General features: G+C 67.1%; 17 protein-coding genes and 1 pseudogene. 10 read left to right on the plus strand and 8 right to left on the minus strand.

Annotation, left to right across the window (positions count from 1 at the left end; genetic code table 11):
* The first annotated feature begins 14 nt into the window (after positions 1–14).
* From LJ657_RS25515 to LJ657_RS49040, 5 genes and pseudogenes are all read left to right on the plus strand, one after another.
* Positions 15–1,463: an FtsW/RodA/SpoVE family cell cycle protein gene (locus tag LJ657_RS25515; protein WP_232651077.1), complete on the plus strand. Its 1,449-nt coding sequence runs from the start codon at positions 15–17 to the stop codon at positions 1,461–1,463.
* Complete coding sequence (locus LJ657_RS25520) at positions 1,460–2,950, plus strand: penicillin-binding transpeptidase domain-containing protein (protein ID WP_232651078.1); 1,491 nt, start codon at positions 1,460–1,462, stop codon at positions 2,948–2,950. The genes LJ657_RS25515 and LJ657_RS25520 overlap by 4 nt, the downstream gene beginning before the upstream one ends.
* Before the next feature lie 168 nt (positions 2,951–3,118).
* Positions 3,119–5,098 (plus strand): Stk1 family PASTA domain-containing Ser/Thr kinase, encoded by a 1,980-nt coding sequence (pknB, locus tag LJ657_RS25525; RefSeq protein ID WP_232651079.1) that lies wholly within the window; start codon positions 3,119–3,121, stop codon positions 5,096–5,098.
* An 875-nt stretch (positions 5,099–5,973) separates the two neighbouring features.
* Positions 5,974–6,033, plus strand: a pseudogene (locus LJ657_RS49035) (hypothetical protein); the annotation flags it as partial.
* A gap of 110 nt (positions 6,034–6,143) precedes the next feature.
* Entirely contained in the window at positions 6,144–6,338 is a 195-nt protein-coding gene (locus LJ657_RS49040) for a restriction endonuclease (protein WP_372487971.1), read from the plus strand.
* 100 nt (positions 6,339–6,438) lie between these two features.
* Here LJ657_RS49040 and LJ657_RS25535 read toward each other — a convergent pair whose 3' ends face one another.
* From LJ657_RS25535 to LJ657_RS25560, 6 genes are read right to left on the minus strand one after another with little or no spacing between them, the layout of a single operon-like run.
* Entirely contained in the window at positions 6,439–7,191 is a 753-nt protein-coding gene (locus LJ657_RS25535) for a class E sortase (RefSeq protein WP_232651080.1), read from the minus strand.
* Positions 7,192–7,204: 13 nt separating this feature from the next.
* Complete coding sequence (locus LJ657_RS25540) at positions 7,205–8,452, minus strand: class E sortase (protein ID WP_232651081.1); 1,248 nt, start codon at positions 8,450–8,452, stop codon at positions 7,205–7,207.
* Positions 8,449–9,087, minus strand: coding sequence for an aminodeoxychorismate/anthranilate synthase component II (locus LJ657_RS25545; protein ID WP_232651082.1), 639 nt, complete (start codon positions 9,085–9,087; stop codon positions 8,449–8,451). Before LJ657_RS25545 ends, LJ657_RS25540 begins: the two co-directional genes overlap by 4 nt.
* Positions 9,084–9,281 carry a hypothetical protein gene (locus tag LJ657_RS25550; RefSeq protein WP_232651083.1) on the minus strand — a complete coding sequence of 66 codons (198 nt, stop codon included), beginning with the start codon at positions 9,279–9,281 and terminating at the stop codon, positions 9,084–9,086. Before LJ657_RS25550 ends, LJ657_RS25545 begins: the two co-directional genes overlap by 4 nt.
* A gap of 17 nt (positions 9,282–9,298) precedes the next feature.
* Positions 9,299–9,991: a class E sortase gene (locus tag LJ657_RS25555; RefSeq protein WP_232651084.1), complete on the minus strand. Its 693-nt coding sequence runs from the start codon at positions 9,989–9,991 to the stop codon at positions 9,299–9,301.
* Between the two features lie 24 nt (positions 9,992–10,015).
* The gene (locus LJ657_RS25560) at positions 10,016–10,795 is read right to left on the minus strand and encodes a DUF881 domain-containing protein (protein WP_232651085.1); all 780 of its coding nucleotides are present in this window, start codon (positions 10,793–10,795) and stop codon (positions 10,016–10,018) included.
* Positions 10,796–10,937: 142 nt separating this feature from the next.
* Between LJ657_RS25560 and crgA the strand changes: the two genes are divergently transcribed.
* Complete coding sequence (gene crgA / locus LJ657_RS25565; RefSeq protein ID WP_030939008.1) at positions 10,938–11,192, plus strand: cell division protein CrgA; 255 nt, start codon at positions 10,938–10,940, stop codon at positions 11,190–11,192.
* Positions 11,193–11,459: 267 nt separating this feature from the next.
* Here crgA and LJ657_RS25570 read toward each other — a convergent pair whose 3' ends face one another.
* Complete coding sequence (locus LJ657_RS25570; RefSeq protein WP_232651086.1) at positions 11,460–12,374, minus strand: rhomboid family intramembrane serine protease; 915 nt, start codon at positions 12,372–12,374, stop codon at positions 11,460–11,462.
* Between the two features lie 128 nt (positions 12,375–12,502).
* Positions 12,503–13,036, minus strand: coding sequence for a peptidylprolyl isomerase (locus LJ657_RS25575; RefSeq protein WP_232651087.1), 534 nt, complete (start codon positions 13,034–13,036; stop codon positions 12,503–12,505).
* 363 nt (positions 13,037–13,399) lie between these two features.
* On the opposite strand from LJ657_RS25575, the gene LJ657_RS25580 reads away from it, so the two are divergent.
* The 4 genes from LJ657_RS25580 (at position 13,400) to LJ657_RS25595 (ending at position 16,788) form a co-directional block, all read left to right on the plus strand.
* Entirely contained in the window at positions 13,400–14,101 is a 702-nt protein-coding gene (locus LJ657_RS25580) for a DUF5324 family protein (RefSeq protein WP_232651088.1), read from the plus strand.
* 810 nt (positions 14,102–14,911) lie between these two features.
* On the plus strand, positions 14,912–15,325 hold the full coding sequence (locus tag LJ657_RS25585; protein ID WP_232651089.1) for a hypothetical protein: 414 nt from the start codon (positions 14,912–14,914) through the stop codon (positions 15,323–15,325).
* A 110-nt stretch (positions 15,326–15,435) separates the two neighbouring features.
* Positions 15,436–16,044, plus strand: a complete 609-nt coding sequence (locus LJ657_RS25590) for a hypothetical protein (protein WP_232651090.1) — start codon at positions 15,436–15,438, stop codon at positions 16,042–16,044.
* A gap of 96 nt (positions 16,045–16,140) precedes the next feature.
* Positions 16,141–16,788 (plus strand): hypothetical protein, encoded by a 648-nt coding sequence (locus LJ657_RS25595; protein ID WP_232651091.1) that lies wholly within the window; start codon positions 16,141–16,143, stop codon positions 16,786–16,788.
* Positions 16,789–16,925: the final 137 nt, after the last annotated feature.

Raw genomic sequence — 16,925 nt, forward strand, 5'->3', positions numbered from 1 at the left:
GGCCCTGTCACACGATGAGCAGTACTACCAACACACCGACGCACCATACGTCCACGATCGGCGCGATCGGCGCACCGAGCCGGCGCAACACCGAGCTCGCGCTCCTGCTGTTCGCCGTCGTCATCCCGGTCTTCGCCTACGCCAACGTGGGCCTGGCCATCGACGACAAGGTGCCGGCCGGGTTGCTCGGCTACGGTCTCGGACTCGGCCTGCTCGCGGGCGTCGGCCACCTCGCCGTACGGAAGTTCGCCCCGTACGCCGACCCACTGCTGCTGCCCCTGGCCACACTCCTCAACGGCCTCGGCCTCGTCGCCATCTGGCGCCTCGACCAGTCGAAGCTGCTGCAGTCCATCGGAGTCGCTGGCGGCAAGGCGACCAACCAGCTGATCTACACCGCGCTGGGCATCGCCCTGTTCGTCATCGCGCTGATCTTCCTCAAGGACCACCGCGTCCTGCAGCGGTACACGTACATCTCCATGGCGGGCGCGCTGGTCCTGCTGCTGCTCCCTCTGGTCCCGGGCCTCGGCGCGGACCTCACCTACGGCGCCAAGATCTGGATCAAGGTCGGCAGCTTCACCATCCAGCCGGGTGAGTTCGCCAAGATCGTGCTGGCCATCTTCTTCGCCGGCTACCTGATGGTGAAGCGCGACGCGCTCGCCCTCGCCAGCCGCCGCTTCATGGGCCTGTACCTGCCGCGCGGCCGCGACCTCGGCCCGATCATCGTCGTCTGGATGATCTCGATCCTCATCCTGGTGTTCGAGACCGACCTCGGTACGTCGCTGCTGTTCTTCGGAATGTTCGTCATCATGCTGTACGTCGCCACCGAGCGGACCAGCTGGATCGTCTTCGGTCTGCTGATGTCCGCGGCCGGCGCCGTGGGCGTGGCGAGCTTCGAGCCGCACGTCCAGACTCGTGTCCAGGCCTGGCTGAACCCGATGCACGAGTACGTGCTCAGCCGTACCCCGGGCGTAACCGGAGTCCACTCCGACCAGTTGCAGCAGGCCCTGTGGGCCTTCGGATCCGGCGGCACCCTCGGCACCGGCTGGGGCCAGGGCCACTCCGAGCTCATCCGCTTCGCCGCCAACTCCGACTTCATCCTCGCCACCTTCGGCGAGGAGCTGGGCCTGGCCGGCCTCATGGCGATCCTGCTGATCTACGGTCTGATCGTGGAACGCGGTGTCCGCACCGCCCTCGCGGCCCGTGACCCCTTCGGCAAGCTGCTCGCCGTCGGCCTCTCCGGCGCCTTCGCCCTCCAGGTCTTCGTCGTCGCGGGCGGCGTCATGGGTCTCATCCCGCTGACCGGTATGACGATGCCGTTCCTGGCGTACGGCGGTTCCTCCGTCATCGCCAACTGGGCCCTGATCGGCATCCTGATCAGAATCAGCGACACCGCCCGCCGCCCGGCGCCCGCGCCCGCCGGCAACCCCGACGCCGAGATGACCCAGGTGGTCCGCCCGTCATGAACAAGCCCCTGCGCCGGATCGCGATCTTCTGCGGCCTGCTGGTCCTCGCACTGCTCATCCGTGACAACTGGCTCCAGTACGTCAAGGCCGACAGCCTCAGGACCGACCCGAAGAACCGCCGCGTCACCATCGCCCGCTACTCCTCCCCGCGCGGCGACATCATCGTCGACGGCAACCCGATCACCGGCTCCACCAAGACGAGCAAGAGCGGGCTCAACGATCTCGAGTACAAGCGCACGTACAAGGACGGCGCGATGTGGGCGCCCGTCACCGGATACGCCTCCCAGGCCTTCGGCGCCAGCCAGCTCGAGTCGATCGACGACGGCATCCTCACCGGCACCGACGACCGGCTCTTCTTCCGCAACACCCTCGACATGTTCACGGGCAAGCAGAAGCAGGGCGGCAACGTCGTCACCACCCTGAACGCAGCCGCGCAGAAGGCCGCGTACGACGGCCTGCAGAAGCAGGGCGGCAAGGGCGCCGTCGCCGCGATAGACCCGTCGACCGGCAAGATCCTCGCGCTCGCCTCCTACCCGTCGTACGACCCCTCGACCTTCGCGGGCAACTCCACGGGCACCGACACCACGGCCTGGCAGAAGCTCCAGAAGAAGGTCAACCCCAACGATCCGATGCTCAACCGGGCGCTGCGCGAGACCTACCCGCCCGGCTCCACCTTCAAGGTGGTCACCGCAGCGGCCGCGTTGGAGAACGGCCTGTACACCTCCGCGGACCAGGCCACGAACTCGCCGCTGCCCTACATCATGAAGGGCACCACGACCGAGCTGAAGAACGAGGGCAACATCCCCTGCAAGAACGCGACGATGCGGGTCGCTCTGCGGGTGTCCTGCAACACCGTGTTCGGCAAGATGGGCTCCGACCTCGGCAGCGACAAGATGCTGGCCGAGGCGAAGAAGTTCGGCTTCGACGCCGAACAGTTCACACCGGTCCGCTCCAGCGCCTCGGTGTTCTCCCAGGACATGAACCCCTCGCAGACCGCGCTGTCCTCGATCGGCCAGTACAACACCGCCGCGACCCCGCTGCAGATGGCCATGGTCGCCGCAGCGGTCGCCAACAACGGCAAGCTGATGAAGCCGTACATGGTCGACAAGCTCCAGTCGTCCGGCGTCGACACCATCGCGCAGACCGAGCCGCAGGAGCTCAGCCAGCCCCTGTCGGCGAAGAACGCGCAGATCCTGCAGTCGATGATGGAGACGGTCGTCAAGGAAGGCACCGGCACCAAGGCCCAGATCGGCGGCGGCATCACCGTCGGCGGCAAGACCGGTACCGCCCAGCACGGCGTGGAGAACAGCGCGAACCCGTACGCCTGGTTCATCTCCTACGCCAAACTCCCCGACGGCAGCTCGCCGGTCGCCGTGGCCACGGTGATCGAGGACGACAACGCCAACCGTGACGACATCTCCGGCGGCGGCCTCGCCGCCCCGATCGCGAAGAGCGTGATGGAGGCAGTCATCAACTCCAAGAAGTGACCCCGCTCACGTCCCCTTCACATCGGTGCACGTTGCGATACCGGTCCTGTATCGGGTGACGCACTTAGCCAGGTCACACAAAGCTAGCCGGGTACGGTAGGCCCGGACGGCAGCCTCCGACCGCACACACGTGTGAGTCGGGACCGACGGAGAGGGCTGGTAGGAGCTATGGAAGAGCCGCGTCGCCTCGGCGGCCGGTACGAACTGGGCCAGGTGCTCGGTCGTGGTGGCATGGCGGAGGTCTACCTCGCGCATGACACCCGCCTCGGGCGCCAGGTGGCGGTGAAGACACTGCGCGCGGACCTCGCACGCGACCCTTCCTTCCAGGCCCGGTTCCGCCGGGAGGCCCAGTCGGCCGCCTCGCTCAACCATCCCGCGATCGTCGCGGTCTACGACACGGGCGAGGACTACATCGACGGGGTCTCGATCCCGTACATCGTGATGGAGTACGTGGACGGCTCCACCCTCCGCGAACTCCTCCACTCGGGCCGCAAGCTGCTGCCCGAGCGCGCGATGGAGATGACCATCGGCATCCTCCAGGGCCTGGAGTACGCCCACCGCAGCGGCATCGTCCACCGCGACATCAAGCCGGCCAACGTCATGCTGACGCGCAACGGCCAGGTCAAAGTCATGGACTTCGGCATCGCCCGGGCCATGGGCGACTCCGGCATGACCATGACCCAGACGGCCGCCGTCATCGGCACCGCGCAGTACCTGTCGCCGGAGCAGGCGAAGGGCGAGCAGGTCGACGCACGGTCTGATCTTTATTCGACCGGCTGCCTGCTCTACGAACTCCTCACCGTACGGCCCCCGTTCGTAGGGGACTCCCCGGTCGCGGTCGCGTACCAGCACGTACGTGAGGAAGCCCAGGCTCCCTCCGTCTTCGACCCCGAGATCACGCCCGAAATGGACGCCATCGTCCTGAGGGCCCTGGTCAAGGACCCGAACTACCGCTACCAGTCCGCCGACGAGATGCGCGCCGACATCGAGGCCTGCCTCGACGGCCAGCCCGTCGCGGCCACCGCGGCCATGGGATCCGTCGGCTACGGCGGCTACCCCGACGACCAGCCGACCACAGCCCTGCGCGCCACGGACGCCGGCGCCACGTCGATGCTGCCCCCGATGAACCCGGACGACGGCGGCTACGGCTACGACGACCGCTCCCGCCGCCGCCAGAAGAAGTCGAACACGTCGACGATCCTGCTGGTCGTGGCGGGCATTCTGGTGCTCGTGGGCGCGATCCTGATCGGGAAGTATGCGTTCAGTGGGAACGGTGGCGTCGGGAACGACAAGGTGGACGTGCCCAACCTCGTCAGCCTGAGCGAGAGCGACGCCAAGAGTCAGCTGGACAACATCGGCCTCAAGGTCGGGACGGTCAAGAGGCAGCCCTGCGATGCCCAGAGCAAGGGCAACGTCTGCTCGCAGGACCCAGGCAAGGGCGCCAGCCTCAAGAAGGGGGAGGCGGTCAACCTAGTGGTGTCGACGGGCGCTCCGAAGGTGCTCGTTCCGGACGTCACGCGCCTGCAGTACGACCAGGCGAAGACCCAACTCGAGAACAAGGGCTTCGTCGTCGACCAGCAGACCCAGGAGTCCGACCAGCCCGCGGGCCTCGTACTCAAGCAGGACCCGAGGGGCGGCACGGAGAAGGAGAAGGGCACCACGATCACCCTGACCGTGGCCAAGACCGCGGCGACGGTCCCCGTGCCCAACGTCGCCGGCCAGAGCTGTGACGACGCCAGGACCGCGCTGCAGGCCGCCGGCCTCACCGGCAACTGCGTCAACGCACCCACCACCGACGACAACCAGGTCAACAAGGTCATCTCGACCAACCCGACGATCGGCACCCCGGTCAAGAAGAACACCACGGTCCAGATCAGCATCGGCCAGAAGCAGAACAACCAGGTCCAGGTGCCGAACATCCAGGGTCAGAAGCTGAAGGACGTCGAGAACGCCCTTAAGCAGGCGGGCCTCCAGGTCGGCAACATCAGCGGCTCCCAGGACGACAACGCCTTCGTCGTCAGCTCGGACCCGACCCAGGGCAGCACGGTCGACCAGGGCACGCCGGTCAACCTGACGACCATCGGCGGGGGCGGCAACAACGGCGGGAACAACGGCGGCACCAACATCTTCGGCGGTACGACCGGCTGATCCCACCGCACCCCAACGAATGGGCCCCTGCCGGACTTCCCGGCAGGGGCCCATCTGTCTGCCCGAGCATGGGACAGGAGGGATGCCTCGTAAAACGTTTGTTCTTGCGTCGATCGTGTCTTCATATGTGCCGACTCGTTGATCGGGTGGGGCGGGGTCTCGGAGCTCTGCCCTGGCCGTACGGCCACACCACGAGCGGAAGGGCAGAACGTGATCAACGAATCGGTACTACTGGAGTCGAAGAGCCTGCGCGACAGCGTGCTGGAGCGCACGGACGTACTCGACAGAGTCAAGGCGCTGTCGCTGCTGCCGGACGGGATGCATGTGACGACGGCGATGGTGGCGGCGTACTTCGAGGTAGGGCTCACCGCCATCACATCACTGGTGCATGATCACCGGGAAGAGCTCAAAGCCAGCGGCTATCGCGTATTGACAGGTTCAGAACTGACTTCCTTCAAGGAACTCAGTGGAATCCAGTCACGTACAAGGTCCCTTGCCCTCTTCTCCCGCCGAGCCGTCCCAACATCGCCATGCTGCTCAGGGACAGCGAAGTCGCACGTCAGGTGCGTGTGTACCTCCTGGATGTGGAGTATCTGGCGCGTACGCAGCCTGTGGATAACTCCGTCCACAGCGATGTCGTCTCCCTCGACGACCGCATCGACCAACGCATCACCCACATCCTCGGCAAGACGGTCGTGCCCATGTTCAACGCCCTGATCGAAACCTCGGGCGAGCACCGCAAGGAGCTGGTCGCCCTTCGGACGGGAGTCCAGCGCATCGAGCGTCGCCTGCGCCAGCACCACACCCGGCTGAAGCGGCTCGAAGGGGTACGGGACGACCGCCCGGCCATCGGAGTGATGGCCGCGATGGACGCCATGAACGGGCACACGTTCGAGCGCCACATCGCCAAACTTCTGATCCGCGACGGCTGCACCAACGTCGTCGTACAGGGCGGTCATGGGGATCGGGGCGTCGACGTCATCGGGCTCACGGCCGAGGCCGACGTCTTGTCGTCCAGTGCAAGAGGTGGGCGCCCTACCAGTCCATCAGCAGCCCAGACATCCAGAAGTTCATCGGGTCGGCGAAAGTTCTGTTCAGTGCAGAGGTGGCACTCTTCGTGGCAACGTGCCCCTTCACCCCTGACGCACTGAGCCTCGCTGCCGAGACCGGGATCACGGCCGTACACCGTGGGCTGCTGGAGGAATGGAGTGCCGGGGAGCCGCTGAAGATCCTGGAGTAGGCACGGCGTGACGCAAAGAGGCCCGAAGCCGCAAGAGATGGTTGCGGCTTCGGGCCTCCGCCATGCTAAGTGACTGAGGTCCTCTCAGGACCTCAGTCACTCACCGCAGTTCCTTCGGCAGCGTCCTCTTGCTGTCCACCTTGTCCACCCGCACCAACTCCCCCCACACCACATACCGATACCGGCTCGTGTACACCGGCGTGCACGTCGTCAGCGTGATGTAGTGACCGGCCTTCTTCTTCCCCGACTCCTTCGGGATCTGCGAGATGACCTTGACGTTGTACTTCGATGTTTCGTCGAGGATGTCGTAGACCTTGTAGACGTACCACTTGTCCTTCGTCTCGAAGACGATCGGGTCGCCGACCTTCAGCTTGTCGATGTTGTGGAACTTCGCGCCGTGGCCGTCCCGGTGGGCGGCCAGCGTGAAGTTGCCCTTCTTGCCCGTGGTCGGCAGGGCCGCCTTGACCGGGTCCGTGTAGTAGCCCGCCACGCCGTCGTTGAGGACCTCCGTCGACGTGCCCTTCTCGACCAGGACCTCGCCGTTCTTCATGGCGGGGACATGCAGGAAACCGATGCCGTTCTTGGTGTCCAGCGCACCCGGGCCCGTGTCCTTGGCCGGATGGGCCCATGCGTCGCGGACCTTGTCGCCCTGCTTGTCCGCCGCCCGGTCGGCTATGACGTTCGTCCACCAGAGCGAGTAGACGACGAACAGGCCCAGCACCAGGCCCGCCGTGATGAGGAGTTCGCCGAAGACGCTCACCGCCGCCGCGATACGGCCCGTGCCGCGACGGCGGGCCGGTGGCGCCGCGGGCGCGTCCGTTTCCTCTTGAGTGTCGTCGGTGGTCGCTGCCACGTTCAATCTGCCCCTACTCGACGAGCGCATCCGGCTTGCCCTTGCTGCGCGGCCGTTCCTCGACCATCTTGCCCCAGACGATCAACCGGTACTTGCTGGTGAACTCCGGAGTACAGGTGGTCAGCGTGATGTACCGGCCCGGCTTCGTGAAACCCGACTGGGGCGGCACGGGACCGATCACGCTCGTATTGCTCGGCGACGTCACCGGCAGTGTCGACGTCACCTTGTACACGAAGTACTCGTCCTGCGTCTCGACGACGACCTCGTCGCCCTTCTTCAGCTTGTTGATGTACCGGAAGGGCTCGCCGTGCGTGTTGCGGTGGCCCGCGAGCGCGAAGTTGCCGGTCTTCGCGTCGGGCATCGCCGTCTTCAGCCTGCCCTCGCTGTAGTGACCGACCATGCCCTTGTCGAGCACCTGCTTGTTACTGACGCCCTGGGCGATCGGCACGACCACGTCCAGTTCGGGGATGTGGAGGATCGCGAAACCCTGGCCCGGCTCGAACTCGCCCGGAGCGCGCTTCCCGCTCGCCCAGTCGTTCTGGAGGGTGCTGGTCTCCTGGTCCGCCGCCGCATGCGCCCGGACGTTCGTCCACCACAGCTGGTAGGTGACGAACAGCAGCATCAGCACGCCGGTGGTGATGAACACCTCACCGACCGCCCGGCTCGCGACGACGCCCGGACTGGGCTTGCGTGCGCGTGCCTGCCGGCGAGCCTCGACGCGCGAAAGCGGCGCCCCGGAACCCTCGGCGGACGCCTCCTCGGTGTCTTCCGACACCTCCGAGATCGCACGAGCGCCCCCATGGCGCCCATGACGGCGCTTGGCGGCCTTCCTCCGGGCCGCTCGGCCGCCCGGAGTGGTTCCAGTGGCAGACGTGGCCGTTGAGGCGTCAGAGGGCGATATGGAACCGCCCGCCGACGGCTCCGGTATCCGCAGAGCCACCGTCTCGTCGTCGATGGGCGGGAGATACGACTCCGGCTCCTCCGCGAGCGGCGGTACGTACGACTCCTCGACAGACGGTGCGTACGGCTCTTCCCCGACCGCCCCATACGCCCCGTGCCGCCCCTGCTGCCCCGCCGCATCAGCGTTCCACTCATCGAAGGCCCCGGAGGCCCCGAACGCACCGGACGCACCGGACGCACCGGCCGCACCGGACGCCTCGAACGAACCGGACGCCTCATACCCCTCGTACGACTCGTACCCCTCGTACGGCTCCTGCCCGTACGAGGCGGCGGACTCGCGCTCGGGGCGCAGCGCGGTCACGCCGTGGCCCTGCCCACCACCGGGGCGAGCCCCGCCGACCTCGCCACGGCACCCTGGTCGCCGCACTCCACCAGCCAGTTGGCCAGCATCCGGTGGCCGTGCTCGGTCAGCACCGACTCCGGGTGGAACTGCACGCCCTCGACCGGCAGTTCACGGTGCCGCAGCCCCATGATGATCCCGTCGTGCGTCCGCGCGGTCACCTCCAGCTCGGCCGGCACCGTCTCCGGCTCCGCGGCCAGCGAGTGGTAGCGCGTCGCCGTGAACGGCGAGGGCAGCCCGGCGAAGACACCCCGGCCCCCGTGCTCGACCAGCGAGGTCTTGCCGTGCAGCAACTCGGGCGCACGATCCACCACACCGCCGTACGCCACCTGCATCGACTGCATGCCCAGGCAGACACCGAACACCGGGACACCCGTCGCCGCGCAGTGCCGCACCATCTCGATGCAGACACCCGCCTCCTCCGGCTTACCCGGCCCGGGCGACAGCAGCACACCGTCGAAACCGTCCTGGGCGTGCGCCGTCGACACCTCGTCGTTGCGCAGCACCTCGCACTCGGCGCCCAGCTGGTACAGGTACTGCACCAGGTTGAAGACGAAGCTGTCGTAGTTGTCGACGACGAGAATCCGCGCACTCACTGGTTGTCCACCGTCACATCGTTGAAGGGCAGCAGCGGTTCGGCCCACGGGAAGACGTACTGGAACAGGACATAGATCACGGCCAGGACCAGCAGGAGTGAGATCAGCGCCCTCACCCACACGTTTCCCGGCAGATGCCGCCAGATCCAGCCGTACATGCCGTCCCTTCCGTTCCACCACGGCACCAGACTCACGCCGTACCCGCACCAGACTAACGGCGCAGCGCCTCTGGTTTCCCGGCCTCCACAGGCTGTGTGGAATCCAGGTGCGCCCACACGATCAGCCGGTGACTGTGCCCCCACTCCGGATCGCACGTGGTGAGCGTCAGATAACGGCCTTCCCGCGTGTACCCCGACTTACGTGGCACAGGATCGATCACCTCAACGTCCGTCGGCACAGTTTTGTAGGGGCCTTTGTCGATCCGATACGTGAACCAGGTGGTCCCGTCGGTCAGCACCACCGCGTCACCGGGCCGCAGCTTCGGGAAGTCCACGAACGGATCTCCGTACGTACGCCGGTGCCCCGCGACCGCGAAGTTGCCCTCCTGCCCCAGCTGCGCGGTGTTCGCGTAGTGACCGAGCCCCTTCTTCAGCGTGCTCACGGCGGTGTCCTCGAGCACGGGCTTGTTCCACGTGAAACCAAGCCGCGGGATGTACATGATCGCGAAGGGCCGGCCCCCGACATACGGAGCCGGCCTCCTGGGACCCGCGGAAGCACCGGGCGCGACAGTCGCCGCCGGATGCGCCGTCTGCTTCGCCCACTGGTCCTTCAGGACATCGATCTGATGGTCCATCGCACCGTTCGCCCGCACACCGGTCCAGAACAGTACATAAACGACGAAGAGGACGATCAGGCTACCTACGGTGATACAGAGCTCACTGACGGTCCTGACGACGACGCGCACCGGCAGCTCCCGAAACGGCTCAGTTCACTCCACGGGCTGGGCGTAGTGCAGATCCACTGTGCCCGAGTAACCCGGCAGAGTCACCGTCCCGTCCTGGGTGACTTTCCAGCCTAGGCCGTACACATTCACGTACACCATGTAGTTCTGGATCGCCGGGGACGCGGACAGCGCCTTGTTCAGCCGGTCGGGATCCCCGATCGCCGTGATCTTGTACGGCGGCGAGTAGACGCGCCCCTGAAGGATCAGGGTGTTGCCCACACAGCGCACGGCACTGGTGGAGATCAGCCGCTGATCCATCACCTTGATGCCCTTCGCGCCGCCCTGCCACAGCGCGTTCACCACGGCCTGCAGATCCTGCTGGTGGATGACCAGATAGTCGGGCTGCGGCTCGGGATAGCCGGGAAGCTTGGCGGTGGCGTCCGGCGGGGCGTCGTTGAGCGTGACGGTGATCGCCTCGCCCTTCACCTGCTGCGTACCCGCGCCCTTCTCCAGAGCCGCGAGCTTCTCGTCCTGCGCCTTGGTGCTGCCGTCGTCACGCTCGGCGAAGGACTCGACCTCACGGCGCAGGGAGCCGTTGGACTCGTCCAGCGCGCCGTTCTTGCGGCTGCGCTCCTGGATGAGGTCGGAAAGCTTCAGCAAGGACGTGTCCGTGCGGATATTGGTGCCCTTGGCCGTGTTGAAACTGGTGAAGAAAATGAGCCCCGCGAGGGCGAAGACGGCCACCGTGAGCACCCGCACCGGCCGGAGACGGCGTCCGCGGGCAGGACTGGATCCGTCCTGGGGGGAGTCGGCAGAATTGCTCAACGTACCCTTATCTCCTTCGGCGCCGCGGAAGCACTACGCTAACGGACGCCCGGGGGAGCGCTAAGAGTCCCCTTGTACGCTGCTCCGGAGCCAGCCCCAGTTCCCTGCGCGGCCACGCAGCGCATCGACAGGAGAGACCCTCGTGCCGAAGTCACGTATCCGCAAGAAGGCCGACTACACGCCGCCGCCCGCGAAGCAGGCGACCAGCATCAAGCTGAACAGCCGTGCCTGGGTCGCGCCCGTCATGCTGGCCATGTTCCTCATCGGCCTCGCCTGGATCGTCGTTTTCTACGTGACCGACGGTTCACTGCCCATCGACGCTCTGGACAACTGGAACATCGTGGTGGGCTTCGGCTTCATTGCCGCCGGATTCGGCGTCTCCACGCAGTGGAAGTAACGGCCACACCTCGGTGAACACAGCCCTGCCCAGGGCTATCCGCTGAGTTATCCACAGCCCGCAGAAAAATCCACAGCTCCTGGGGAAAAGAACGACCATCTGTGGATAACCCGTCGAGCATTGACGCCGATACGACCATCCCACCCACCATCGCAAGCCTGTTCGCCCCCTTCCTGACCTGCACAAACGCAGGTCAGTGACAGGGGGCACAGCTGTTCCCGCACGCTATGCACAAGATTGGCAACCCGCTGTGGACAACCGCGCACGTCAGGTGAGTTGTGCCGTCCTGAGCAGGGTCAGGACCACCACGACCACCAGGACCAGGGCGCAGGTGCCGTACTGGACGAGGGCGCGGTGTTCGCGCGGGGCGTGGACCATGGCGTAGCCGGTGATCACGCCGGCGACGAGGCCGCCGATGTGGGCCTGCCAGGCGATGTTGAAGCCCGGACTGAAGGTGATGATGAGGTTGATCACCAGCAGAGCGATCAAGGGCCGCAAGTCGTAGTTGAGTCGGCGCAGGAGGACGGCGGTGGCGCCGAGGAGCCCGAAGATTGCGCCGGAGGCACCCAGAGAGGGCTGGTTGGGCGCTGCGAGAAGATAGGTGAGCGCGCTGCCGGCCAGTCCGGAGACGAAGTAGAGGGTGAGGTAGCGGGCGCGACCGAGGGCTGCTTCCAGGGGGCCGCCGATCCACCACAGGCTGAGCATGTTGAACAGGATGTGGATGTAGCTGCCGTGCAGGAACATGGCGGTCAGCAGCCGGTAGTACTGGCCTTGGGCAATGCCTTCGACGCCGCCGAGCTGGGGAACGTAGGCCTGGCCGATGAGTTCGAACCGGTTGGTGAAGCGGTCTCCGACGGACATCTGGACGAGGAAGACGGCGAGGTTGATCCCGATGAGCAGCTTGGTGATCAGGCGGGGGTCGGCGGTGATGGTGCCGCCGGCGATGGTGCGGGGTCGGGTGGCGGCCGGGGGGTGTCCGGTGCCGGAGTCGCCGCGGGCGCATTCGGGGCATTGGAAGCCGACGGAGGCGTTGACCATGCATTCGGGGCAGATGGGGCGTTCGCAGCGGGCGCAGCGGATGCCGGTCTCCCGGTCGGGGTGGCGGTAGCAGCCGGGCGGGCTCTGGGCGTGCCGGGGTCCCTGGTCGTCCGGGCCCTGTGGGCTGCCTGGCGCCTGGTCCATGAGATCCCCTAGGTCGTCGGTCGGGCGCCGTGCACAAATGCACCGCCCCGCCCATCTTTACGGATGGGCGGGGCGTTTGGTTCCTGCTGTGCGGGGACTCGACCTTGCGGGTGTTGTCCTCGTGGGTCTCAGCCCTCGCGGGTTTCCACGACGACGGATTCGATGACGACGTCGTTGACCGGGCGGTCGGTGCGGGGGTTGGTCTGGGCGGTGGCGATGGCGTCGATCACCTTCTGGCTGGCGGCGTCGGTGACCTCTCCGAAGATGGTGTGCTTGCGGTTCAGCCACGTCGTGGGAGAGACGGTGATGAAGAACTGCGAGCCGTTGGTGCCCGGACCGGCGTTGGCCATGGCCAGCAGGTAGGGCTTGTTGAAGGAGAGGTCGGGGTGGAATTCGTCCTCGAACTGGTAGCCGGGGCCACCGGTGCCGTTGCCCAGCGGGTCTCCGCCCTGGATCATGAATCCACTGATCACCCGGTGGAAGACCGTGCCGTCGTAGAGCTTGTCGGTGGTCTTCTGGCCCGTTTCGGGGTTGACCCACTCACGCTCGCCCGTGGCGAGCTCGACAAAGTTCCGGACCGTCTTGGGCGCGTGGTTCGGCAGGAGCCGGACTTCGATGTCGCCGTTGTTGGTCTTCAGGGTGGCGTAAAGCTGCTCAGCCACGATCTGCCTTCCGTTGTCTTCCTGTGACTCCCTGATCCTCGCACGGTCTGGGTCGCCCGTCGCCCGGCGCCCGTCTACGAGCGCTTGTCGGGGGGTGTTGTTTGCAGAAAACCGGTCGAGTGTGTCCGGGCCGGGGGCGCTCGGCGGCGATCCGTGGCATTGTCGACGACAAGCGCCTGTTGCCCCGTATTCATCCTCTATTGGACTTGATCGGCTCTTGGTCATCTCTTGTCGGGAGATCGTCCTGAGTCGGTTTGCATGACCCGGATGCCCGCCCTCACATGCCCCGTTGTCTCTTGACAGGCATGATCCGTAAAAGGGTGGAAAGTCGAAATACCGTACGCCACCGAGGAGGAGGAACCCGTGACCCGCATCGACAGCGTGCGCGCCGCGACCGGTTCGGCGAAGGACAGCGTGCTGCACGCCGCGGAAGTGGTGGCGCCCTACGCCGACACGGCCAAGGACAGGGCTGCGCACTACGCACACGAGGCACGCGTACGGCTCGCGCCGAAGGTGTCCCAAGCCGCCGATCAGGCCCGCGTCCAGTACGACGCCCATGTCGCGCCGCGTCTGGAGCTGGCCCGTACGCATGTGCCGCCGAAGGTCGACCAGGCCGCCCATGAGGCTGCCGTCCGTACCCGGCTGGCGGCCCGGCAGGCCGCCGACTATTCCCGGCCGAGGCTTGAGCAGGCGGTGGCCGTGGCCGGGCCCGTGAGGGACGAGGCCGCTGCGCGCGGTGCCGCCGCGTTGGCTGCGCTGCGCGGTCAGGTCTCGGCGAAGGAGATTCAGAAACTGGTTCGTCGGCATGAGCGGCGGGCGAGGGCCGGCCGTGCTGCGAAGGTGCTGCTGGTGCTCGGTGCTCTTACGGGCGGTGCCTTCGCTGCCTGGAAGTGGTGGGACAAGCAGGCCAATCCTGACTGGCTGGTCGAGCCGCCCGCCGCGACGGAGGTTCCGGAGTCGAGTCGGCTGTCGTCGGTGGACGGCAGTGGTCAGTCGCTGCTCGACCCGGAGGTGCAGGCCAAGGAGGCCGAGGAGGAGGCCGCGCAGCGCGACGACGGCCGGTGACCTGCTGTGGGTCGAACTGCGGTGTGGGGCGGGAGACTTGAGGGTCTTCCGCCCCATGGCTGTTTCACGTGAAACACAGCAGGCGGCGCAGTTCGCTCGATGGTTGATGGTGGTGGCGTGCGAGATGGCGGATCTGCGCGGTGAGCGCTCTGTGCCCAGGGGCTCCCGGACGGGTGCCCGCAGCGTCAATGTCTTTCGGTACCACGGGGCCGCTTGGCTCAGCGTGATCCTCCCGCAGCATCGGTGCGTGCGGGATGGGCGGCGGGGTGCACGGTGCCGGGTGGGACGTGTTCGGGGGTCCTGGCGAGGGTGACCGGCAGTCGGGCCAGTCCATCGGCCGCGATCATGGGGAGTGAGGTGCTCTCCCAGGTCGACCCGCGTGGCGGCCTTCGGTGTCGGACGTAGCCGCCGACGCGGCTTTGCCCGAGCAGGCCCACCCGGGAGGTGTCGATCCGGCCCTTCACGCCTTTGACCGCCAAACCGTGGTCGATTCCCCGTGTTGCGTTGAGGTCGGAGAGCGGCCGCGGATGCGCGTTGACCAGGTCGGTGTAGCGATGGGGCCCAACTCCTTCTGCCCGCTTCCCGCGCAGCGCGCAGCGCGCAGCCGAACGAGCCCAGCAGGGAGCAGCGCAAAGCATCAAGGTGACACATGTGAGCTGAACGAAGGGTGACCATTCAACGCTGCTCTGGTGATGGGAATTGATTGACCTGCCCGGGAATTGATTAGCCGCCTCGATCTGACTCCCTGATCAACCCCTGCCCCCGAAGAGTTCTGTCTGCCCGAACCAACAGGACAGAAGGGAGCGGGGCGTGTCCCGTTCACTCCGCAAGAAGTTCGCCGGCGCCCTGGCCGTCGCCGCCATGGTGGGTGGGTCGCTGACCCTGGCCGCCGGTGAGGCCAGTGCCATCCCCGTCCCCAACCCTCCCTGCAACTCCCCCGCCCTCACCGCCTGCGTCGCGATCTCCAACCACAGCGTGGACGCGTCCAGCTGGCGTATCAGTGTCACCGAGCCCAACGGCCACCGGTGGAACCGGTGCCTCCAGGGCGGCCGGGAGCACTCCACGAGCCACTGGACGAACGTGTGGTTTTCCAACAGCGACCAGGTCTCGCTGACGGCCTACCGCGGCGGGAACTGCGAGGGCTGGAGCAGGAACGACGACTGGTGGGGCGACTGGTTCTCGACCCAGGACCAGTACCACATGATCGTCGTCAACAGGCACTGACCGTCGTACACCGCTCGCACCACGGACCTCACCCCCCATTGCCTTTCTCCCCGCAAGGAGCCACTCAAGTGCGTCCCCATGCTCCGACGACCCCCGAAGCAGCGCCCACCGTGAACAAGAAGCGAAAGGCCCGCCGCTGGCTGGCGCCGGTACTGAGCCTGGGTCTCGCCCCGCTCATCCTGCTGGCCTCGCCCGGCTCCGCCTCGGCGGACACCTGGTGCTGGAAGCCGGACGGCTACGACATCCGCAAGGGCGACACCACCTGGGCCAGGTCCCAGACCCAGGCCGGCAACACCTTCCAGGACTGGGTGTGGCGCGGCCCCACCTTCCGCTGCCCCGTGAACTCACCCGGCTGCTCCTACTCCTGGCAGGAGCAGAAGACCACGGGCTGGCAGTGGTCGGTCGGCGTCAGCGTCAGCAACCCCGTCCCCTATCTGAACCAGGTGCTCGCCAGCATCACCCCCTCCTACGGACGCAACGGGTCCACTTCCACCACGTTCAACTTCGGCACGAACCTCCGCCCGGGGCAGTACGCCCAGCCGATCCAGGTGGTGGAGCGCCGCTGGACGAAGGGCACCTTCGTCGGCGCCTTCCGCACCGACCACTCCGGCTGCGAACACGGCTCGGAGCGGTACTGGTGGGACGGCAACTACGAGTGGGGCAGCTGGCAGGCCAACCTCAGGGTCAACGACTACGGCTCGTACAACATCTGGAACTGACCGCCCCCCAGGTCGGCCCGGCCCCGGTGTTCCTGCACCTTCACCGGGGCCGGGCCCCTTCCCGTTCGACCTCCGACTTCGTGAGGAACTCCAGCCATGCACCCGCGTCGTCTCCGCCGTCTCCCCCGCACCGCCCTGCCCGCGGCCGCCGCCCTCCTGTGCGCTCTGCTGGCCTCCTGCTCCTCGGGCAGCGCGTCCCCGGCCGCCGCCGGAGCTTCCCCGGCCGGGGCCGGTCAGGTGACGACCGTCTCGCCCGGCCCCGCCGTCACCCCCTCCGTCGCTTCCTCGCCCAAGACCCTGCCGCCTTCCCGCCTGTGCGCCGTCCTTGACCACTCCGCCGCCCGGCAGGTCCTGACCGGCCCGAAGCAAGCCCCCAGCCTCGCACCCGTCAAGGGCACGGCTGGGGACTCGTGCAGCTACGCCTCCGGCGACGGGACGGCCCTGCTGACCCTCAACCCGTCCGCGCGCTCCTACGACGCCGAGGTCTCCGCCTCGCGCAACCTGGTCCGCGACCCCGCGTCGGCGGGCATGCGCGACGTGAAGGTCACCGAGGTCACCGGGCTGGGTCAGGGCGCCTTCCGCGAGACCGTGCAGGTGCTGCAGCCGCAGCAGAACGTGGCCTACGTGGTGTGGCGCGCGGGTTCCAAGGTCTGGGTGCTCACCCTCGCGGACACAGCCGGGCCCAAGGGCGCCGACCACCTCGTATCGCTGGCCCGGCAGATCACCCCCCGGCTCCCGCGCTGACACCGCATGCCCGCCGATATGGCGCGTCCGGCACGTACGTCCGCCACTCTTCGCGCGTCAGGCCGGTGCCCGCCCGGGCGCAGACCCGCCTGAGCGCCCGTCCCGGATCGACGGCGTACCGCTGGAGCGGGACGTGC

This window comes from Streptomyces guryensis (assembly GCF_021261325.1).
GTDB lineage: Bacteria > Actinomycetota > Actinomycetes > Streptomycetales > Streptomycetaceae > Streptomyces > Streptomyces guryensis.